Annotated in this window: 21 protein-coding genes; 14 read left to right on the top strand and 7 right to left on the bottom strand. The window is 42.9% G+C overall.

Annotated features, from left to right (window positions below):
* Positions 1–96 precede the first annotated feature (96 nt).
* Positions 97–456, bottom strand: a complete 360-nt coding sequence (locus AC3IRT_RS16630; RefSeq protein WP_489394323.1) for a hypothetical protein — start codon at positions 454–456, stop codon at positions 97–99.
* Positions 457–620: 164 nt separating this feature from the next.
* On the opposite strand from AC3IRT_RS16630, the gene AC3IRT_RS16625 reads away from it, so the two are divergent.
* Together AC3IRT_RS16625 and AC3IRT_RS16620 are read left to right on the top strand one after the other, a co-directional pair.
* On the top strand, positions 621–1,157 hold the full coding sequence (locus AC3IRT_RS16625; protein WP_489394322.1) for a 3'-5' exonuclease: 537 nt from the start codon (positions 621–623) through the stop codon (positions 1,155–1,157).
* Positions 1,158–1,218: 61 nt separating this feature from the next.
* On the top strand, positions 1,219–2,049 hold the full coding sequence (locus AC3IRT_RS16620; protein WP_489394321.1) for a UDP-2,3-diacylglucosamine diphosphatase: 831 nt from the start codon (positions 1,219–1,221) through the stop codon (positions 2,047–2,049).
* Here the strand turns inward: AC3IRT_RS16620 and AC3IRT_RS16615 are convergent.
* Positions 2,044–2,565, bottom strand: a complete 522-nt coding sequence (locus AC3IRT_RS16615) for an NADPH-dependent FMN reductase (RefSeq protein ID WP_489394320.1) — start codon at positions 2,563–2,565, stop codon at positions 2,044–2,046. The two genes, AC3IRT_RS16620 and AC3IRT_RS16615, sit on opposite strands and share 6 nt — an antisense overlap.
* A gap of 221 nt (positions 2,566–2,786) precedes the next feature.
* Here AC3IRT_RS16615 and AC3IRT_RS16610 point away from each other — a divergent pair, with 221 nt between their 5' ends.
* The 5 genes from AC3IRT_RS16610 to lepB are packed head-to-tail and all read left to right on the top strand — an operon-like array spanning position 2,787 to position 7,509.
* The gene (locus AC3IRT_RS16610; protein ID WP_489394319.1) at positions 2,787–3,587 is read left to right on the top strand and encodes a ParA family protein; all 801 of its coding nucleotides are present in this window, start codon (positions 2,787–2,789) and stop codon (positions 3,585–3,587) included.
* Positions 3,588–3,593: 6 nt separating this feature from the next.
* Positions 3,594–4,532: a ParB/RepB/Spo0J family partition protein gene (locus tag AC3IRT_RS16605; protein ID WP_489394318.1), complete on the top strand. Its 939-nt coding sequence runs from the start codon at positions 3,594–3,596 to the stop codon at positions 4,530–4,532.
* The gene (locus tag AC3IRT_RS16600; RefSeq protein WP_489394317.1) at positions 4,495–5,286 is read left to right on the top strand and encodes a DUF5683 domain-containing protein; all 792 of its coding nucleotides are present in this window, start codon (positions 4,495–4,497) and stop codon (positions 5,284–5,286) included. Before AC3IRT_RS16605 ends, AC3IRT_RS16600 begins: the two co-directional genes overlap by 38 nt.
* A 25-nt stretch (positions 5,287–5,311) precedes the next feature.
* Positions 5,312–6,055 carry a 4-hydroxy-tetrahydrodipicolinate reductase gene (dapB, locus tag AC3IRT_RS16595; RefSeq protein ID WP_489394316.1) on the top strand — a complete coding sequence of 248 codons (744 nt, stop codon included), beginning with the start codon at positions 5,312–5,314 and terminating at the stop codon, positions 6,053–6,055.
* 5 nt (positions 6,056–6,060) lie between these two features.
* Positions 6,061–7,509: a signal peptidase I gene (gene lepB, locus AC3IRT_RS16590; protein ID WP_489394315.1), complete on the top strand. Its 1,449-nt coding sequence runs from the start codon at positions 6,061–6,063 to the stop codon at positions 7,507–7,509.
* 209 nt (positions 7,510–7,718) lie between these two features.
* On the opposite strand, the gene AC3IRT_RS16585 is transcribed toward lepB, so the two are convergent.
* Positions 7,719–8,438: a pyridoxine 5'-phosphate synthase gene (locus AC3IRT_RS16585; RefSeq protein ID WP_489394314.1), complete on the bottom strand. Its 720-nt coding sequence runs from the start codon at positions 8,436–8,438 to the stop codon at positions 7,719–7,721.
* A 113-nt stretch (positions 8,439–8,551) separates the two neighbouring features.
* On the opposite strand from AC3IRT_RS16585, the gene cdaA reads away from it, so the two are divergent.
* The gene (cdaA, locus tag AC3IRT_RS16580) at positions 8,552–9,346 is read left to right on the top strand and encodes a diadenylate cyclase CdaA (RefSeq protein ID WP_489394313.1); all 795 of its coding nucleotides are present in this window, start codon (positions 8,552–8,554) and stop codon (positions 9,344–9,346) included.
* Between the two features lie 83 nt (positions 9,347–9,429).
* Here the strand turns inward: cdaA and AC3IRT_RS16575 are convergent, their stop codons facing one another.
* Positions 9,430–10,272 carry a DUF2911 domain-containing protein gene (locus AC3IRT_RS16575; protein WP_489394312.1) on the bottom strand — a complete coding sequence of 281 codons (843 nt, stop codon included), beginning with the start codon at positions 10,270–10,272 and terminating at the stop codon, positions 9,430–9,432.
* Positions 10,273–10,392: 120 nt separating this feature from the next.
* Between AC3IRT_RS16575 and miaB the strand changes: the two genes are divergently transcribed.
* The 5 genes from miaB to secG are packed head-to-tail and all read left to right on the top strand — an operon-like array spanning position 10,393 to position 15,102.
* Positions 10,393–11,826, top strand: a complete 1,434-nt coding sequence (gene miaB, locus AC3IRT_RS16570; RefSeq protein WP_489394311.1) for a tRNA (N6-isopentenyl adenosine(37)-C2)-methylthiotransferase MiaB — start codon at positions 10,393–10,395, stop codon at positions 11,824–11,826.
* A 31-nt stretch (positions 11,827–11,857) separates the two neighbouring features.
* On the top strand, positions 11,858–13,138 hold the full coding sequence (locus AC3IRT_RS16565) for a sigma-54 interaction domain-containing protein (RefSeq protein WP_489396145.1): 1,281 nt from the start codon (positions 11,858–11,860) through the stop codon (positions 13,136–13,138).
* A gap of 10 nt (positions 13,139–13,148) precedes the next feature.
* Entirely contained in the window at positions 13,149–13,676 is a 528-nt protein-coding gene (locus AC3IRT_RS16560; RefSeq protein ID WP_489394310.1) for an LptE family protein, read from the top strand.
* A gap of 13 nt (positions 13,677–13,689) precedes the next feature.
* Entirely contained in the window at positions 13,690–14,730 is a 1,041-nt protein-coding gene (locus AC3IRT_RS16555; protein ID WP_489394309.1) for a hypothetical protein, read from the top strand.
* A 12-nt stretch (positions 14,731–14,742) separates the two neighbouring features.
* Positions 14,743–15,102: a preprotein translocase subunit SecG gene (gene secG, locus AC3IRT_RS16550; RefSeq protein ID WP_116776942.1), complete on the top strand. Its 360-nt coding sequence runs from the start codon at positions 14,743–14,745 to the stop codon at positions 15,100–15,102.
* 80 nt (positions 15,103–15,182) lie between these two features.
* Here secG and xylA read toward each other — a convergent pair whose 3' ends face one another.
* Complete coding sequence (xylA, locus tag AC3IRT_RS16545; RefSeq protein WP_489394308.1) at positions 15,183–16,511, bottom strand: xylose isomerase; 1,329 nt, start codon at positions 16,509–16,511, stop codon at positions 15,183–15,185.
* Positions 16,508–18,004: a xylulokinase gene (locus tag AC3IRT_RS16540; RefSeq protein ID WP_489394307.1), complete on the bottom strand. Its 1,497-nt coding sequence runs from the start codon at positions 18,002–18,004 to the stop codon at positions 16,508–16,510. The genes xylA and AC3IRT_RS16540 overlap by 4 nt, the downstream gene beginning before the upstream one ends.
* 87 nt (positions 18,005–18,091) lie before the next feature.
* Here AC3IRT_RS16540 and AC3IRT_RS16535 point away from each other — a divergent pair, with 87 nt between their 5' ends.
* On the top strand, positions 18,092–19,111 hold the full coding sequence (locus tag AC3IRT_RS16535) for a LacI family DNA-binding transcriptional regulator (protein ID WP_489394306.1): 1,020 nt from the start codon (positions 18,092–18,094) through the stop codon (positions 19,109–19,111).
* Here the strand turns inward: AC3IRT_RS16535 and AC3IRT_RS16530 are convergent.
* On the bottom strand, positions 19,108–19,617 hold the full coding sequence (locus tag AC3IRT_RS16530) for a TlpA family protein disulfide reductase (RefSeq protein ID WP_489394305.1): 510 nt from the start codon (positions 19,615–19,617) through the stop codon (positions 19,108–19,110). The two genes, AC3IRT_RS16535 and AC3IRT_RS16530, sit on opposite strands and share 4 nt — an antisense overlap.
* Between the last annotated feature and the right edge of the window lie 38 nt (positions 19,618–19,655).

Here is a 19,655-nt window from a genome sequence, read left to right as displayed (position 1 = left end):
TAGTCGTTGCTGCGTACGGAATGGAAACACAGGTAGATGGTACACGCGACAAGCGTGAACCAAGCGTTCAATTCCGAGATTTGTTAAAAAGATAGATTAGGAAAAAATGGGCGGCCCACGAAGACTAGGCGCATCATGATAGCGGTAGTGCGCGATATCCTCATTGCGTATGGGAGCCTGATAAGAGCTATAAGCAATGGCTAATACTTCGATGGCGCCAGAGAATGGCTCCATTTGCACGATTCCTTGGTGAGCCAAGAAATCATAAAACACCATCTCATCGTCATCGTGCTCGTGTGTAGCTACATCACCGCGTTCGTCGAGAGCGAAAGGGTGCACGTGCATCACTAGATGGCCATGTGATACGTGGCTGTGCATAAATAGCGCATTGCTCGTCAAAATGGCACTTAAAAGTGCCAATTGGAAATAGGCGAGTAATGAACGATTTATTTTCATGAGTAGCGTGTAGCACAAAAGTGCTTTTTCGGCGCTAAGATAGTAAATTATACAGTAAGACAGATTTTAATAAGGTCGCAAATCAAAAAGAACCCACATCCGGTCTGCTTGAAATCTAGTTGTTTCGTGGAAAAACGCCTATCTTTGCAATAGAATAATAGCATATGTTAAGTTTTACAGCGATCGATTTCGAATTAGCGACTGCAGATTACAATAGTATTTGTGCGGTGGGTGTAGTGCGTGTCGATGAAGGCGTGATTACCGAAGAATTCTTTAGTTTGGTGAAGCCGCCCAACAATAAATATATGTGGCAAACTACGCGTGTGCACGGCATCAAGCCGCGTGAAACCGCAGAATCGCCTACTTTCGACGAGTTGTACAAAGATTTAGCTCCGCTACTGAAAGGTCGTGAAATGGTGGCACATAATGAGAAATTTGATCGATCGGTATTGAAGCAAACGATGAAACATTATGGTCTGCGCTACGAAGAACTGGATATTAGTGATCAATGGTTGTGTACCAGCGTGCTTTACCAGCAATTAGGATTCGCCCGTACCAAATTAAATGTATGCTGCAAGATCATGGATATTCCATTACAGCATCACGATCCATTATCTGATGCGCGTGCAACCGCGATGCTGTACCTACAGCGTGATGATGCGCCCGAAAAATGGCAACGCAGTCTCATTGATTCTTTATAAAAGCTTAACTCTTTGAGAATGATGGCTTAATAGTGCGGTTGTTACTTTGTAAAAACACCACATGAGAAGAGCCGTAGATATTGCCGTCATATCCGACATTCACCTTGGTACACATGGTTGTAGAGCAGACGAATTGCTCCAATACCTGCACTCCATAAAACCCAATTATCTGGTCCTTAATGGAGATATCATAGATATCTGGCAATTTAAGAAGAGCTATTTCCCTGAATCGCATTTCCGAGTATTGAAATGTTTGCTAGATATGGCCTATTCAGGCTGTCAAGTGGTGTATATCACCGGCAACCACGATGAGATGTTGCGTAAATTCGGGCCGATGCACTTTGGTAAGATACAATTTGCCAACAAGTTGTTGCTGGATGTCAACGGTCAAAAAACGTGGATCTTTCATGGCGATGTGTTCGACGCTTCTATTCAGCATTCTAAGTGGATCGCCAAGCTAGGCGGTTGGGGTTATGACCGTTTGATTCAGCTCAATACCTTGATCAATACCGTGCTGGTGCGCATGGGGCGTGAGAAATATTCGCTTTCCAAGCGCATCAAAAACTCTGTGAAGAAAGCCGTCAAGTTTATCTCTGACTTTGAAAAAACGGCTTCAGAGCTGGCTATCGAAAATCAATATGACTACGTGATCTGCGGTCATATCCATCATCCAACGATCCAAACGGTAGAGACTAAAAAAGGATCTTGTGTGTACATGAATTCGGGCGATTGGATCGAAAATCTATCGGCACTCGAGTACAAAAACAACGCTTGGAGCATCTTCTTGTACGAAGAAAATAGTCACCTCCTCAATCAGCAAGTATTCGATGAATACAAATTCAAGCACTCAATAGAAGACTTACTAAGCAGTATCATCAAAGGAGATTTATAGCCGTTCGATGTCGGCCAGCTGTTCCTGAATATATTTTTCCGTCAGCGGATTAGAAAAATTACCCTGCTCATTCAGCTCATTTTGTATGTGAGCAATATGGATTTTTAGCGGCATCACATACATACGCATGTAATGACATACGCCGGTAAAATGATCCACGCCACGTACATTGCCGTATTTCCCGGTCGAGATGCCGACTAGAGCAGCTTTTTTGTGGTGAAATGATGCTGGGTAAGCACAAGCATCCATAAATACTTTTAGGATTCCGGGATAGCTGCCATTATATTCCGGTATCACAAATATAAAACGCCTTGCCTCGGATATGCGCTCTTGGATAGATGCAAAAGCATCACTACGACGGCCATATAGATCAGATACGATCAGGTTATTGGGTAAGCTGTCGAGAGAAAGAATCTCCCAATCTTGCCCTTTTCTGCTCAATTCATGCTGATAATAGTGTGCTACACGAGTCGAATTATTTTTGGGGCGATTCGTTCCCACGATGATTAAATCCATAATTATATCTGTTCATTCTGCCCGTAAATTGCGCTAATCAAATATCGGACTACAGCTAATTTTTTGCTAACTTAGCGTCCTGAGATTTGAAGCCATTCTGGGCTCATAAAAGTAGCAAATTTAACATGTTTTAAGTAGGATCAAAATCATTAGAATGTTATCTTGCTGGCATGTAGCTGTAGGATTAATAGGTTCATACTCAGTTATAGGTTATCATCAATATGGGAAAAATCATTGCCATTGCAAATCAAAAAGGTGGTGTTGGGAAAACAACAACCGCTATTAATCTTGCTGCTAGTCTGGCAGTATTGGAGTATAAAACCTTACTGATCGATGCAGATCCGCAGGCAAACTCGACATCCGGTATCGGTTTTGATCCGCGCGAGATAAAAACGAGTATTTACGAGTGTTTGGTCAATGATTTAGCGCCTCACGATGCGATCAGAGAAACAGAGACACCGCACTTGGACCTACTTCCGGCACATATTGACTTAGTAGGTGCAGAAATTGAGATGATTAATCTCAACGAGCGCGAGTATCGTATGAAAACTGTACTTGATCAGATCAAGGGCGATTATGATTTTATCATTATCGATTGTTCTCCTTCTTTGGGCTTGATTACTATCAATGCGCTTACCGCTTCGGATTCTGTGATTATTCCTGTGCAATGTGAATACTTTGCCTTGGAAGGATTGGGTAAATTGCTTAATACCATAAAAATCGTTCAAAATAGATTAAATACCGAGCTAGAGATCGAAGGTATCTTGCTTACGATGTATGATGTACGACTTCGCCTGTCTAACCAAGTTGTTGAAGAGGTGCGTACACACTTTACTGATTTGGTATTTGATACCATCATTCAGCGAAATACCCGTTTGAGTGAAGCACCAAGTTACGGTATATCGGTTATCATGCATGATGCATCATGCAAAGGCGCGATCAATTACTTGAATCTGGCGCGTGAAATTTTACAAAAGAACGGTCTTTTGTCTGTAGAAAACAAAGAGTCAGCGACAGTATAGAGAGATATGGCAGCACAACAGCGAAAAATAGGATTGGGTAAGGGTTTAGGTGCTTTGCTTCAGGATGAAGATATTAACAGAGGGCAATCCTCGGTTAAGGTTGGCACGGAGATCGGCAGCGATAGGCAGTCGGAAGCGAAGCCTGTTGGTGGGATTAATTTTATTGAAGTAGCTCACGTTTCGATCAACCCCTTTCAGCCGCGTACAGAATTTGATGAGGTCGCTTTGCAAGAGCTATCGGACTCCATTAAGCTCCAAGGGCTTATTCAGCCGATCACCGTTCGGCAGATGAGCAAAGATTCCTATCAATTGATTAGTGGTGAGCGTCGCTTGCGTGCTTCTAAATTAGCAGGAATCACGGCAATACCAGCATATGTCCGCACGGCCAACGATCAGCAGATGCTAGAAATGGCGTTGATCGAAAATATTCAACGCGAAAACCTAAATGCTATGGAAGTGGCGTTGAGTTTTCAACGCATGATCGAAGAATGTAATTTGAAGCAAGATGAGCTTGGAGAGCGTGTTTCTAAAAATAGAAGTACAGTTACCAACTATTTGCGTCTGCTAAAACTACCGCCAGTGATACAAGCAGCCATTCGTGATGGTCAGTTATCTATGGGGCATGCACGGGCGTTGATCAATATCTCTGATGAGGAGAAACAACTTTTCATATTCCAACAGATTGTCGATCAAGGATTATCTGTTCGGAAAGCCGAAGAGCTGGTTCGTGAGATACAACAAGGGAAAGCGGAAAAGGAAGAAACAGCCGAAGGCGCAAAAAAAACATTGAATTTTCAATACAAGAAAATACAAGATGATTTGGCCTCGCGGTTTGCTGCTAGCGTCAGGCTTAATATGAAAAATAATAAAGGAAAGGGAGCTATTGAAATCCCATTTGATTCCGAAGATGACCTTGGCCGTATTCTGGAGTTACTTGACTGGTAGTTATATGCGGTATCTCGGCGTTTTATTGTTTACTTTTTTATGCTGGGGAACCTTGCAGGCACAAGATCGCGACAGTATCATTCGTACAGCGGATAGTATGGCTAATAGTATATTGGCCGATTCTGTAAGAGCAAATGTCGAGAAGAAAGAAACGCGTGCCGAACGCCGTGCCCGCACAAAAGAAGAAAAGGAACGTGATAAATACTATTTTAAAGGTATTTTGAAAGATTCGGCTCGACTAGAGATTGAGCGTGTTTCTCGTGTCGCATGGCGGCGATCTGCGATCTTGCCGGGCTGGGGGCAATATACCAATGGCGGTTTGTGGTGGGTGAAAGTGCCTGTGATCTACGGCGGATTAGTGGCCGGATATCTTACCTTTGATTACTGGAATTACTTTTATCGTGAATACCAGACGGAGTTACAGTTTCGTTTTAATAACAATGGTGAACCTTCGGATGGACCTTTAGGGAATAGGCCAGCAGGTTCTGAGCCATCGCTGATACGTCAGCGAGATAATATGCGGCGCAATCGAGATATTGTGATTTTGGCTACATTAGGCTGGTACGGATTGAATGTGGTAGAAGCCTACGTAAATTCTATGTTGAGTAATCGTTGGAATATCAGCGACGATTTGTCTTTTAGAGTAACGCCAACGGTGATACCTACCTATCCCAGCGGGATGGCAACGAATTCACGCTTTGGAGCAGCTTCTTTGTTTACTCCTGGATTGAAATTGACGCTAAACTTGAATTAAAATATTAACCAATTACAGGATTAGAATGAAAATCGGATTATTAGGATACGGCAAGATGGGCCAGCTTATTGAGCGGTATGCCGTCAAAAGAGGCCATGAAATTGTATGGACTATTGATGCCGATAGCCGGGAAAATATTGCCGCAATGGATCTGAATGCGGCAGATATTGCGATAGATTTTAGTACGCCTGATGCCGCTTTAGACAATATCAGTCTTTGTTTTGAAAATGATCTTCCGATCGTGGTAGGTACCACAGGTTGGTACGATCATCTGGAAGAGGTGAAAGAAACCTGTCTCCAAGCTAACCAATCCATGCTTTATGGATCTAACTTTAGCATTGGTGTTAATGTGTTTTTTCATGTTAATAAGATGCTAGCAAAAGCGATAAATCCATATAAACAATACGATGCACAAGTAGAAGAAATACATCATATCCATAAGCTAGATGCGCCAAGTGGTACAGCAATTACCATTGCAGAAGGTATCTTAGATGCATACACTGATAAAGATAATTGGGTGAATCGCTTAGAAGGCTCGGGTGAAGAGGTGATTCCAGCAAAGAATGAATTGTTGATTGAAAGCTTGCGCTTGGAAGAAGTGCCGGGCACACACACCGTACTGTACAGTTCGGAAGTGGATCAGATTGAGTTTAAGCATACAGCACATAGTCGGGATGGTTTTGCTTTGGGCGCAGTGGTCGCTGCAGAATGGTTGGTTGGTAGAAAAGGATTTTACCAAGTGACAGAAATGTTTGATTTTAATAAGTAGTATACATGATCTATTATATTTTATTTGCCCTATTTCTCGTCGTATCTTGGTACGGCCTCTTTCTATTATTCAGAAAAGCAGGAAAGCAGGGTTGGGAAGCCTTTATTCCTTTTTATCGTGAAGTAGTATTTGCTGATTTAGTAGGACGACCACGTTTGTGGGTGCTTTGGTTATTAGTACCTATAGTCAATGTCTTTGTATTCTTCGGATTGTATTTCGATCTGTTGAAAAGCTTTGGTAAATGCCGATTCTGGGAGACAGCTGCTGCGGTAATAGTGCCTTTTATTGTACTGCCGATGTGGGGAAGGGACGCTACCGTGAGATACCTTGGCCCATCCAATACCGAAGAATTTAAGAAAAAATATCCATATAAGAAATCTGCTGTCAGAGAGTGGACAGATGCGATTATTTTTGCAACCGTTGCCGCGTCATTAATCAGAAGCTTTCTGATCGAGCCGTATGTGATCCCAACAGGTTCGATGGAGCGCAGTTTGCTTATTGGTGATTTTTTATTTGTTAGTAAATTGAATTATGGAGCTAGAATCCCAATGACGCCATTGGCGTTTCCATTTGCCCACCATACTATGCCGGTTACCGGCGGGAAGGCTTATTCTGAGTGGATCAAATTGCCATACAAACGCCTTCCAGGATTTCAAGAAATTAAAAGAAATGATGTGGTCGTGTTTAACTATCCGATGGATGCCGATGCGCCATTTGAAAGACCAGTCGACAAACGCGAGAATTATATTAAGCGTTGCGTGGGTATGCCGGGCGACGTGCTTACTATGAAAGGTGCACAGCTCTTTGTAAATGGTGAAGCTGCCTACGAAAGCGATAATCTGCAGCCAAGCTATATTGTTATTACCGAGCAGCCATATGGCTTAGATTTGAACCGTTTGGTGGAGAAACGCTACGAACTGAGTACTTATCTTAACGATCCGTCGAGAGGTGTATATGTACTGCACATTACACGCGAAGAGGCAGAAGAAGTGCGTAAGTGGAATAACGTAAAGGAAGTTATTGAACAAGTATATGGGCCAGACGATAATTCGGAAATGGTACAAGCATTTCCATTTTATAAAGACGGGACTGTCTGGAACTATGATAACTTTGGGCCATTTACGATCCCTAAAAAGGGATGGACTGTCAAGTTGGATAATAAAACCTTGCCATTATACATCCGTGCAATCACGATTTATGAAGGCAATACGTTAGAAGAGCGTGCCGACGGGGTTTATCTCAACGGCAAGTTAGCAGATAGCTATACGTTTAATATGGATTATTATTGGATGATGGGAGATAATAGACATAACTCCTTGGATTCACGCGGCTGGGGTTTTGTCCCCGAAGACCATATCGTAGGTAAAGCGGTATTGACTTTTATGAGCTACGATGAAGATGGAAGTTTCTTGTCCAAAATTCGTTGGAATAGAATTTTTAGAGGGATCAATTAGTCTTTTCTAAACGAAGGTAATTTGAGGTGGTAGTAAGTAATAGCTTACTACCACCTTTTTTGTATAAGTCGACCGTCATTGCGCGGAGGCATGACAAAGCTATCTATTTCTTTTTCGATTGAGGAAGTTAAGAAAGTTGCTACTTTAGATTGCCACAGCCTCGTGCCTCGGCTCCGCAAAGACGTTTTTTGTAAAAAAACAAAAAACTTTTATGCTTTGAGCGCAGCTAAGTATCTTTTGATCGTTTCTTCCAACCCAAGAAACAACGCATCTGCTACCAGAGCGTGCCCAATACTTACTTCCAATAGTCCCGGAATTCGCTCATTGAAGAAAGCTAAATTATGCAAGTCAAGGTCGTGCCCTGCATTCAAGCCCAATCCTACTTCACGAGCTTTTACAGCGGCTTTAAAATAGGGCTCAATAGCTTTTTCCTTATCGTAGCCAAACTCAGCTGCGTACGCTTCAGTGTACAATTCTACACGATCTGCGCCAGTTTCCGCTGCTGCTTCTACCATTTCCTCTATAGGATCCACAAATAGTGAAACGCGGATTCCTTCCTGTTGAAAGCGGCTTACTATGTCGCGTAAAAATACCTTGTTTTTAATCGTGTCCCAGCCGTGATTGGATGTGATTTGCTCATTGGCATCGGGTACTAAAGTTACTTGCGTCGGTTTGTTGGCCAATACCAGCTCCACAAATTTCTCTTCCTGACAGTTACCTTCGATGTTAAATTCGGTCTGGATTTCTTTTTTTAAATCATACACATCCTGATAGCGGATATGGCGTTCATCCGGTCTAGGATGTACCGTGATTCCTTGCGCGCCAAAGCGCTCACAAGCAATCGCAGTCGTTAGTACATTTGGGATGTTGCCGCCACGTGCGTTGCGCAAGGTGGCAATCTTATTGATATTTACAGATAATCTAGTCATGTACGGTAGCTTGTTATATCACAAATATAATCAATATAAAATGGCCGCAATTGGCTTAAATTATACAACAGTCATAGTACAGGTTGCAGAATATTCATTAAATTGCAGAGTATATGCAAGGACTGGATTTTAATCTTCTGAGTGGTTTCCGATGGTTCGATTTTATCGACATCTTGCTGGTGGCCATTATCATTTACTATGTGTATAGTTTGATAAAGGGTACCATTGCCGTAAACATCCTGATTGGTGTCGGTTTGTTTTATGGTATTTATCTGGTTGTGAAGCAACTAGAGATGCGCCTGTTGACCGAGATCTTTGGCGGCTTTATTTCGGTAGGATCCATTGCATTGATCGTAGTATTCCAACAGGAAATTCGACGTTTCCTGTTGCATATTGGTAAAAACATATCCATGCGCCGCAAGAAATTTATCTGGTCATTTTTCGGTGCGCGCAAAGCCGTGGAAGGGGATCGGTCAGAGCTAATCAAACCAATTGTAGACGCTTGTCGTAGCTTGGCTAAGTCGCAGACGGGCGCTTTGTTAGTGTTCTCTCGGCATTTTGATGAAGAGTATTATCAGTCGAGTGGCGAATACATCGATGCACCCATTTCAAAAAGACTGCTGGAGTCCATATTTTTTAAGAATTCGCCACTGCATGATGGAGCCGTCATAATTGTTGATTTTCGCATTATGACCGCTAGTTCGGTATTGCCTTTGTCTGATAGTGAAGATTTGCCACCGCAGTTTGGTTTACGGCATCGTGCCGCTATTGGTGTTACGGAAGTTTCTGAAGCCGTTTCGGTCATAGTATCCGAAGAGACTGGAGAGATTTCTTTCGCCAAGGATGGCAACGTGAATATGAACCTATCTGCCGAAGAGTTAGAAGCTATCCTTAAGGAAGAATTATAACGTTGTTTGATATCGCATAAAAAAGCCGTGTGTTTGGCTGCACTATAGGCGCAGCCAAACACACGGCTTAAAAATTCTATTGCTTACTTCGCAGCTTTAAGCGCCTGTGTATTCAATTTGATGTATTCCGAATTGTTTGCTTGAGTAGCCATATCAATTCCTTCTTGAGCAGCTTTTGCGGCACCTGCTTTGTCACCTGCTTTCGTCAAAATTTGAGCTTTCCAGTATTTAATATGTGGCGCTTTCGTGTTTCCTTTGTCTGCTTCCTCGATCCACTCTACAGCCTTCGTAAGGTCAAGGTTATTTTGGAAATAATATTGTGCTGCTTGGAAATAAGGTTTTTTCTCGCCCTTCATTGCAGTTTCCAATGATGCCATGATTTCTTTAGTCTGATCAACAGATACCGTGAATGGTACTGCTACGTTTTCCCAACTCAAAACCACATCTAGACTTTTTGAAGTAACGTTCTCAAAGTTAATGCTGAAGGTCTCTGCCTTTTTATTCAACTTAGTCGGTTTTGCTGTGAAACGAACTAGGTCATCCTCCTGTTTATATGTATAAGCGCCCCACTGTTCAGCAGTTTTATTTAGAATAATCGTCCAATCACCTTTAGTGGGAATGGTAAACAAACCATACGTTCCGGCAGGTACGGTTTTACCCTGGATAGTTACTTCGCTATCGAAAGTAATCGCTGTAGCGTTGTTCGCTCCCGTGCGCCATACTTCACCATAAGGAACTAATCCGCCAAAAACAGTCCGTCCATTGCTATTTGGGCGCTGATAATTGAGTGAGATCTTGCTAATCCCAAGTCCTTGCGATACTTGTTGTGTGCTACTTGCAGGTGGCAACTTTGCCTGTGCCTGAGCCATCGAGGCTCCAGATAAGATCGCTAATGCAACGATACATGCTGATAGTGCTTTTTTCATAATTGCTTTTTTGTGCTAAATTATCAAACATTAGACCGATATGCAATAGGTCAATGCAGATGACATCTTGTCACGCATTCTAAGATTTAATTCTTAACTTTGTCTCTTTGAGAAATGGACATGTTAGACTTATTACACACAACCAAAACACACGATGAAACTCGTCAAGGCGAGGCACTTGATATGGTGCCTACAGGAGCCAGCAACGGGCGAAAACTTTATATCGAAAGTTACGGTTGTCAGATGAATTTTTCGGACAGTGAGATTGTTGCATCCATCTTGATCGATCATGGTTTTGAGACTACCAAAGATTTTAAAGATGCGGATGTGGTGTTTATTAATACCTGCTCTATACGCGAAAATGCCGAACAACGCGTTCGGAATAGATTGAAAGAATTTGAATCTGCCAAAGCTCGTAATCCCGGGATGATTGTTGGGGTATTGGGTTGTATGGCAGAGCGTCTTAAAGCCAAGTTTTTAGAAGAAGAAAAGTTGGTGGATGTGGTCGTTGGACCAGATGCCTACCGTGACCTTCCTAATCTGATTGAGCAGGTCGGAGATGGCGCGAAGGCTGTCAACGTGCTATTGTCTCGCGAAGAAACTTATGCAGACATTAGTCCCGTCCGATTGAACTCCAACGGCGTAGCCGCATTTATATCCATCATGCGTGGTTGTGATAATATGTGCTCTTTCTGCGTCGTCCCTTTTACACGTGGTAGAGAGCGCAGTCGTGATCCGCAGTCTATCTTACAAGAAGCAAAAAATCTTTTTGAAGCAGGATACCGCGAAGTAACCTTATTGGGGCAGAACGTGGATTCATACAAGCATGCTCAAAAAAATGAGGACGGTACTGAAATTGAGAAAACAGTAAACTTCGCCACGCTATTGGCGATGGTGGCAGATGTCAATCCGCTATTGCGCGTTCGCTTCTCCACCTCACACCCCAAAGATATTACCGACGAGGTATTGCATACCATTGCTCGGTACGAGAATATTTGTAACTACATCCATTTGCCTGTGCAGTCAGGCAATTCACGCATTTTGGATATTATGAATCGGACATATGATCGCGCATGGTACATCGATCGTGTCGATGCCATCCGTCGTATTATTCCAGGCTGCGCCATATCTACCGACGTGATTACTGGATTCTGTACCGAAACGGAAGTAGAGCATCAAGATACTATATCGATGATGGAGTATGTAAAATACGATTTTGCTTACATGTTTGCTTATTCAGAAAGACCGGGAACGTTGGCAGCCAAACGATTCGAGGATGATATCCCAGAAGAAGTAAAAAAACGTCGATTGACAGAGATCGTGGCTTTGCAACGTACACACGGGCATGAGCGTATTCAAGATTATGTGGGCAAAGTGCACCGCGTGCTTATCGAAGGATTATCCAAGCGCTCGGATCAGCACTATTGTGGGCGGAATGACCAGAATGCGATGGTGGTTTTCCCTCTAGATACACGTTACAAAGCTGGAGATTATGTAGATGTACTGGGAGAAAGTTGTACTTCAGCAACTTTAATTGGAAAAATAATCAATTAAAAAAGGCGCTAAAAGCAAAATTGTACCCATGGTGGATCATCAGGATTTAAAAAGTAGATTTGGAATTATTGGCAATTCGCCTTTATTAAATCGTGCGCTCGATATTGCCCGTCAGGTCGCACCAACGGATATCTCTGTATTGATCCAAGGCGAAAGCGGTTCTGGTAAGGAAGTCTTTTCCCATATTATTCACCAGCTAAGCGCGCGCAAGCATGGTCCATTTATTGCTGTAAACTGTGGTGCTATCCCCGAGGGAACGATTGACTCGGAGTTGTTTGGCCACGAGAAGGGCTCTTTTACAGGCGCGACCGAAGCACGAAAAGGTTATTTTGAAGTAGTAGATGGCGGTACCATCTTTTTAGATGAAGTCGGCGAATTGCCGCTAGGTACACAAGCACGTTTATTGCGTGTGTTGGAATCTGGCGAATACATTCGTGTAGGATCATCCAAAGTCCAGAAAACCGATGTTCGTGTCGTGGCAGCGACCAACGTTGATATGTATACGGCTGTACAAAAGGGCAAATTTAGAGAAGATCTTTATTACCGATTGAATACCGTACCACTAAAAATCCCTGCGTTGCGCGAGCGTCCCGAAGATATCTATTTATTATTTCGTAAGTTCGTCGTTGACTTTGTCGATAAATACCGTACACCGAGCATTCAACTACTGCCAGATGCGCAAGACCTATTGGTCAGTTATAATTGGCCCGGCAATGTTAGGCAGCTAAAAAACATTGCAGAGCAAGTAGCCGTTTTGGAAAAAGAGCGGAGTATCAATGCGGCAATTCTGAGCGATTATATTCCGGCTGATGCCAAGCAGTCTAATCTTCCCGTTTTTGTAAACGAACAGAATAAAGACGATTTCTCCGAAAGAGATTTGCTGTATAAAGTCCTGTTTGATATGAAGCGGGATATGGTTGATCTGAAGAAATTAGTGGTGGAGCTTATTCAAAATGGAATAAACGCCGGAACCTATGAGCAAAACTCTCCAGTAATCAATCAGCTTTACAAAGACATTGATAATAATAGTGGTAATATGGCGGCGCGGATGAGTGATGAATATGGCTTGCCTTCGCCAGCGACATTAACGATTCATAATCCTAATCGACCAAAACCAGCGAACGGAGAATACCGCTATAATGCCCAAGATGTAGAAGAAGTAGAAGAATCTTTGTCATTGGTAGACAAAGAATCAGACTTAATCAAGCGTGCTTTGAAAAAACATAAAGGTAAGCGCAAAGCAGCTGCACAAGAGTTGGGTATTTCCGAGCGCACCCTGTACCGTAAGATTAAAGATTTGAACCTAGATTAAGACTTCGTTTATGAATAACCATAAATCCATACTTACTGTCATCATTACCTCTGTATTGTTGATTTTTACCACGCAGAGTTGCGGGGTAAAGTATAGCTTGAGTGGCGGGAGTATTCCAGAAAATATGAATACCTACACGGTCGAGTTCTTCGAGAATATTGCGCCAATGGTCATTACTTCTTTAAGCCAAGACTTTACGGAGGGCCTAAAAGAACGTATAAGAACACAATCTCGACTCAATCAGGTCGATCAGAATGGCGATGCTATCTTTGAAGGAGTGATCACCAATTATACCATTTCTTCTGCTGGTGTGGAAGCTAATACTAATCTTGCCGCGCTGAATAGGTTATCCATTACTGTCAAGGTGAAGTATACGAACCGCAAAGATGAATCTGGAGAAAGCGATTTTGAAGAAAACTTTACGCAGTTTAGAGAATTTCGAGGGGTTGTCAATACCAACACGGAGTTAGAATTAACTAGAGAAATTATCCTGATGTTGACCGAGGATATTTACAACCGGACATTCAATAACTGGTAAGTCAAGACTCGTCATGAACCAAGCATCTACACCAAATATCAAAAAATTGTTTGCAGAAGCATTGCGAGATCCGAATGCCGTATCGGATGTAGATTTTCAATTGCTTCTGTCCGAATATCCTTTCGCACAGGCACTTGTATTTGCCTATCAATGTCGCCGATCATCTGCGTCTGACCCTACTACAGATGCTACTATACAAAAGGCATTACTTCATACAGATAATCGGTATTGGTTGTACGATTTGGTAGAGCAACGTGCTGAAGATATTGCTGATGAAAACATGGTAGAGGAAAATACAAGCTCTTCATTGCCATTAGAAGAGAAAGAAGATGCTGATTTAGTTCTACAGGAGGCAGAAAGTGCTAAGACGCCGGATGATGAACTAGCAGATCTGATCTTCGAGCAAGCGCAATCGGTCGACTATTTTGCGTTGCAGAAAACGGCAGAAATAGCCGAGCAAGGTGCGAACACAACCGCAGTCGCTCCTGTTGAGGCAAGTTCAAACGATGAAGAAGCTGAAGAAGACTTGAGCGTGTACGACGATGCATTGATGCCATATAGTTTTCGCTGGTGGTTGTACAAGACGCGTCTCAAACATGCGGATACCTATCAACCTTTCGTCAATTTTCAGTCGCTTACTACACGTGATGACGGTCAGTTTGTGCCGTCAAAATTTGACGAGACTATTTTGGATCATCAGATCAGAGAAAATATCTTCCATCTGCAAGATCCAGAAGATAAGCTGAGTGCCGCTATCCGCCAGAAAACTGTGGAAGTATCTATGCCAAAGAAAACAGATGCGGTAATCGAGCGTTTTATACGAGAAGAACCTCAAATACATCCACCAACGCCAGACGTGGTAAATAACGAAAATAAAGCTCGAAAGAGTGCCGAAGATCATTTTTCTCTGGTTACCGAAACATTGGCCAATATTTATATAGAGCAGGGATTGTATCCAAAAGCAGTCGATGTTTTTAGGAAATTAATTTCGATTAATCCAGAAAAAAAAATGTACTTTGCGAGCCGAATTGAAGAATTAGAACAAAAATTTTAATATTTATATAGTATGGTTACCCTAATTATTATTTTAATTGTATTAGCCAGTGTGTTACTTGGTTTGATCGTGTTAATACAAAACCCTAAAGGTGGAGGTTTGTCCTCTGGTTTCGCAGGCGGTTCTAACCTAATGGGTGTGCAACGTACTGGAGATTTCTTAGAAAAAGGAACTTGGGCATTGGCGATCGCTTTGATGGTTTTCTGTTTAGGTCTTAATATGGTTGGTCCGAGCGGATCTACGGGTTCATCCGATAGATTAAACGATCAATTGGAAGCACCAATGCAAAATAATCCTGGATTGAATATTCCAACAAACGAAGCACCTGCACCTACTGCTGCACCAGCTGCAGGAGATACGAGTGCTAACTAAGTAGCGAATAATAATTCTCATTATACAAAGAGAGCGGGCTTCATCTAGATGAAGCCCGCTCTCTTTGTATATCGCTTTTTTTAAATGTAGCGGTTAATCAGATTTTCTAAGAATTCCTGTTGGCCACTTCTTGTCTGCGGTTCGCCATTTGCTGCCGCAAAGTCACGCAAAGTTTCTAAAGTGTGGCCACCTTTCTCGAAAGAGGCGCCTTCGCCATCATCGAATGAGCTGTAGCGATTTTTACGGATTTTCTGATAATCTGAGTTTGATAAGATACGATCGGCCGTTACGAGTGCTCGCGCAAACAAATCCATACCGCCGACATGCGCATGTACTAAATCTGCCAAATCCGTAGAGTTACGACGAATTTTAGCGTCAAAGTTAACACCGCCGCCTTGGAATCCACCAGCTTCTAAAATAATCAACATGCATTCAGTCAATTCATTGATGTCGTTTGGAAACTGATCCGTATCCCAACCATTTTGGTAATCGCCACGGTTAGCATCCATCGAACCTAATAATCCGGCATCTACAGCCACTTGAAGTTCATGCTGGAAAGTATGTCCTGCTAGTGTCGCGTGATTCACTTCTAAGTTGAGTTTGAAGTCGTCCAGTAAATCATATTGACGCAAGAAGCCTGATACCGTCGCCGCATCGTAATCATATTGATGTTTGGATGGTTCGCATGGCTTTGGCTCAATGAAAAATGTACCTTTAAATCCGTTTTTACGGGCGTAATCTCTTGACAAATGCAGGAATTTGGCCAAATGCTCTTGCTCACGCTTCATGTTAGTATTCAGCAATGACATATAGCCTTCTCTACCGCCCCAGAAAACGTAGTTTTCTCCACCTAATGCAATCGTTGCGTCTAGTGCCGCTTTTACTTGTGCCGCGCCGTGCGCCAACACGTGAAAATCTGGATTGGTCGCAGCGCCGTTCATATAGCGAGGATTGCTGAATAAATTAGCCGTACCCCACAATAGTTTTACGCCACTATCTTGCTGTTTCTGCTTGGCATAGCCAACGATTTGCTGTAAGCGATTCTCATTCTCCACCACATCGTTGGTGAAGTCGACTAAATCTACGTCGTGAAAACAATAGTAGGGGATTTGTAATTTGGTGATGAATTCAAATGCAGCATCCATCTTGTCTTTAGCGCGCGCTAATGGATCACTCTGCCGATCCCAAGGGAAATTATGTGTTGCTCCGCCGAATGGATCTCCGCCATCACCGTTGAAAGAATGCCAGTAAGCACAGGCAAACTTAAAATGTTCGGCCATTGTTTTTCCTGCCACGATTTGATCTGGATTGTACCAGCGGAAAGCAAGCGGGTTGTCGCTTTCCAAACCCTCGAACTGGATTTGTTTAATGTCTTTAAAAAATTCTTTTTCGCCTGTTAACACGTTCATATTGTCTTTGTATTTAATTTTTGAGTTAATTGTCCTTTCCAATCTTGATATAGCTCCTCGTACCGTTCTGTAAAAGCTTTTTCAGGAATGAAATCAGCAATTACCTGTAAGCCACTCAGCGCTTCTTTGGCGTCGCGATAGGCGCGACCACCAATGCCTGCTCCCAAAGCAGCACCTACACTGCCATCGTTCTTGTATAGTTCTAATGGCGTATCCGTTGCTGCTACGAAAGACGATCTGAACACAGCGCTTTGGAATAAATTGGCATGTCCCGCGCGGATTACTTTCGGCTTCATGCCGTTCTCCCGCATAATATCTAGTCCATACCGAAAAGCAAATGCAATACCTTCCTGCGCTGCGCGAAAAAGAGAAGCTCTATCGTGCCGATTGAAATCGATATCTGTGATAGATGCTTGGATCATTTGATCGTTTAGCATGCGTTCTGCGCCGTTACCGAAGGGAAATATGCTTAATCCTTGTGCGCCGATCGGAGCTGTAGCAGCGATCTGATTAATTTCGTCGTAGGAGAGCCCGTGACCGGCTATTTTTCGAATCCAATTGTACAATATGCCTGTACCATTGATACAGAGCAGTACGCCCGTGCGCGTTATTTCTTCTTGATGATTAACATGAGCAAACGTATTTACACGAGATTGTTGGTCGTAGACCAATTGGTCGCTCACACCGTAGATCACCCCCGATGTGCCCGCTGTGGCAGCTACTTCACCTGCTTGCAATACATTGAGCGAAAGCGCATTGTTCGGTTGATCTCCTGCCTTGTAGGTGACGTGTACATCGTGCGCTAATCCGAGTTCATCGGCTATCGCAGGAAGAATCCGTCCGTGATCTTCAAACACTTGATGCACTGTAGGAATCACTGAGCGATCAATTCCATAGTGCTCGAGTATAGTCTGAGATAAACTGTTTTTAGAGAAATCCCAGAGCACACCTTCAGACAAAGCACTATTCGTGGTGCAATATTCTCCCGTAAGTCGAAACGATACAAAGTCGCCAGGTAGTAAGAGATGTCGGGTTTTTTGATAGATTTCGGGTTCATTATCTTTCACCCATCTGAATTTAGATGCGGTGAAATTCCCTGGCGAATTTAAATGCGTACGCAGGATCTCTTGTCCGCCCAAATCACGAAAAGCTTGTTGACCGATCGGCACCGCGCGACTATCGCACCAAATGATGGAGTTGCGTAAGGCATTGCCATCGGCATCTAACAATACTAAGCCGTGCATTTGATAGGCAATACCAATAAATTTGATGTCCGCAGGGTTGTATGAGCCTGTAGTATGTGCTTTACGGATTCCGATTTTAATATGTTCCCACCACATATTTGGATCTTGTTCTGCCCAGCCCGCTTCTGGAGAATGAATGGGACTTTCTTCTTCCGGATAGCTCACCGTGGTCAATGTTTTTTGACTTTCGTGATCTACAACGGAGATTTTGATGGAGGATGTACCAAGGTCTATACCAAGTAAAAGCATATTGTCATCGATTAGGTTTAAGTGCAAGCGCTTGCATAAATCTAGTTAGATTATTTTATATTTACAATTATTTGTAAAAAACCTAACGTGAAGAAAAGAACCACGATTTATGATATTGCCAAAGCGCTAAATACAACCATATCTACCGTTTCTCGCGCATTGAATAACTCTGACCTTATCAGCGATGCTACGAAAGATGCGGTCCGCAAAATGGCTGAAGAAATGAATTACCGACCAAATAAGGTTGCTTCTTCATTAAGTTCGGGCAAAACCTATATCATAGGCGTGATCGTGCCTAGTGCGCAAATTCATTTTTTCTCTGCTTTTATTTCCACTTTGGAGCTGCATTTCAAGCGTGCCGGATATTCTATCATTTTGTATCAAAGCAATGAGTCGTTGCAATCCGAGCAGAACGGTATTGCTACTTTGTTGGAGGCGCAGGTGGATGGTATTATTATTTCGCCGTCTTTGGAAACCACGGATTTCAGTCATCTTCAAAAAGTGCATGAGGAACACAAGGCCTTGTTGATTTTTGACCGAATAGATGATCGCATTCATGCGCCAATGGTGGCTATTGATGATGAGCGTGCTGGTTATTTGGCTACTTCGCACCTGATCGAGGCAGGATACCAACGTATTGCCTTTGCATCGACTGCCAGCACGATCAAGATTTTTGAAGATCGTTTCTCCGGCTATACCCGCGCGCTTAGCGAGCACGGATTGCCAATTGATCCCCGTCTTATCGTTCGCGAAGAAATTTCTATAGAAGCAGGAATTCGCGCTGCGCGCCAATTGTTAGATTTATCTACTCGGCCTGATGCCATTATTGGAGGGGATGACTTTACAGCGCTTGGTATATTAAATGTATTGCACGAGCGACAGATTCAAGCTGGTGAAATTGGCGTGGTGGGCTTTGCCAACCAAACATTCTCCGCTTACATCAATCCTTCACTTACGACGATAGATCAGCAGGCAGAAAAGATGGGCGAGGAGTCTGCACGATTATTTCTCACGATGTTGCAATCTGCCGATCCACTTGTATTGTCTGACACGCGAATCATACTAGATCCGATTTTGATCGTACGAGATTCTACCCGTAAAAACTAGTAAGGTTGATCTAGATGGAGCTGAATGAGGTCGACCATCTGCTCAAACTCTTCCGGTTCATAGCCTATTGATTGGTAAATGATCTTGCCATTGCGATTAATAATCACATTTCTCGGGATCGTATCGGGCGCAAACAAACTATAAACTTTTCTATTCAAGTCCGGATAAAAAGGAAAGGTGTAGCCGAATTGCTCTAAAAAAGGAGTGAGCTTATTCCAACCTTCTTCTCTGGCCAGTACGACAATTTCAAAATCTTCCCGATCCTTGTGCTTATCCCAAATCTTGCTTTGCACTTCTGGGAGCTCCTGTCTACACGGGGGACACCAGGTCGCGAAAAAATTAATCAATACCACTTTCCCTTGTAGCGTTTCTGTCGATTTCTTGCTGCCATCCTTGGTGTCGATCTCGAAGTACGGCACTTGCTGCCCGACCTCTGTGTGCCAGTTTTGTGCCATGGCATGCCATCCGTTTGTAAATAAAATGCTGATAAGGAGGATGTATTTCATGTTGGTTCTTGTTTAGTGGTGTGTACTTAGATCTTAAA

The sequence above is a fragment of the Sphingobacterium sp. KH_072 genome (genome assembly GCF_057837975.1).
This window is presented reverse-complemented; position numbering and strand designations above follow the sequence as displayed.

Excerpts from the sequence above, each read along its gene's own strand:
- AC3IRT_RS16620 (WP_489394321.1), top strand. The coding sequence starts at position 1,219 with ATGAGAAGAGCCGTAGATATTGCCGTCATATCCGACATTCACCTTGGT.
- AC3IRT_RS16560 (WP_489394310.1), top strand. The coding sequence starts at position 13,149 with ATGAATAACCATAAATCCATACTTACTGTCATCATTACCTCTGTATTG.
- miaB (WP_489394311.1), top strand. The coding sequence starts at position 10,393 with ATGTTAGACTTATTACACACAACCAAAACACACGATGAAACTCGTCAA.
- dapB (WP_489394316.1), top strand. The coding sequence starts at position 5,312 with ATGAAAATCGGATTATTAGGATACGGCAAGATGGGCCAGCTTATTGAG.
- AC3IRT_RS16585 (WP_489394314.1), bottom strand. The coding sequence starts at position 8,438 with ATGACTAGATTATCTGTAAATATCAATAAGATTGCCACCTTGCGCAAC.
- cdaA (WP_489394313.1), top strand. The coding sequence starts at position 8,552 with ATGCAAGGACTGGATTTTAATCTTCTGAGTGGTTTCCGATGGTTCGAT.
- xylA (WP_489394308.1), bottom strand. The coding sequence starts at position 16,511 with ATGAACGTGTTAACAGGCGAAAAAGAATTTTTTAAAGACATTAAACAA.
- AC3IRT_RS16530 (WP_489394305.1), bottom strand. The coding sequence starts at position 19,617 with ATGAAATACATCCTCCTTATCAGCATTTTATTTACAAACGGATGGCAT.
- AC3IRT_RS16540 (WP_489394307.1), bottom strand. The coding sequence starts at position 18,004 with ATGCTTTTACTTGGTATAGACCTTGGTACATCCTCCATCAAAATCTCC.
- AC3IRT_RS16575 (WP_489394312.1), bottom strand. The coding sequence starts at position 10,272 with ATGAAAAAAGCACTATCAGCATGTATCGTTGCATTAGCGATCTTATCT.
- AC3IRT_RS16555 (WP_489394309.1), top strand. The coding sequence starts at position 13,690 with ATGAACCAAGCATCTACACCAAATATCAAAAAATTGTTTGCAGAAGCA.
- AC3IRT_RS16605 (WP_489394318.1), top strand. The coding sequence starts at position 3,594 with ATGGCAGCACAACAGCGAAAAATAGGATTGGGTAAGGGTTTAGGTGCT.
- AC3IRT_RS16610 (WP_489394319.1), top strand. The coding sequence starts at position 2,787 with ATGGGAAAAATCATTGCCATTGCAAATCAAAAAGGTGGTGTTGGGAAA.
- AC3IRT_RS16630 (WP_489394323.1), bottom strand. The coding sequence starts at position 456 with ATGAAAATAAATCGTTCATTACTCGCCTATTTCCAATTGGCACTTTTA.
- AC3IRT_RS16615 (WP_489394320.1), bottom strand. The coding sequence starts at position 2,565 with ATGGATTTAATCATCGTGGGAACGAATCGCCCCAAAAATAATTCGACT.
- lepB (WP_489394315.1), top strand. The coding sequence starts at position 6,061 with ATGATCTATTATATTTTATTTGCCCTATTTCTCGTCGTATCTTGGTAC.
- AC3IRT_RS16625 (WP_489394322.1), top strand. The coding sequence starts at position 621 with ATGTTAAGTTTTACAGCGATCGATTTCGAATTAGCGACTGCAGATTAC.
- secG (WP_116776942.1), top strand. The coding sequence starts at position 14,743 with ATGGTTACCCTAATTATTATTTTAATTGTATTAGCCAGTGTGTTACTT.
- AC3IRT_RS16600 (WP_489394317.1), top strand. The coding sequence starts at position 4,495 with ATGACCTTGGCCGTATTCTGGAGTTACTTGACTGGTAGTTATATGCGG.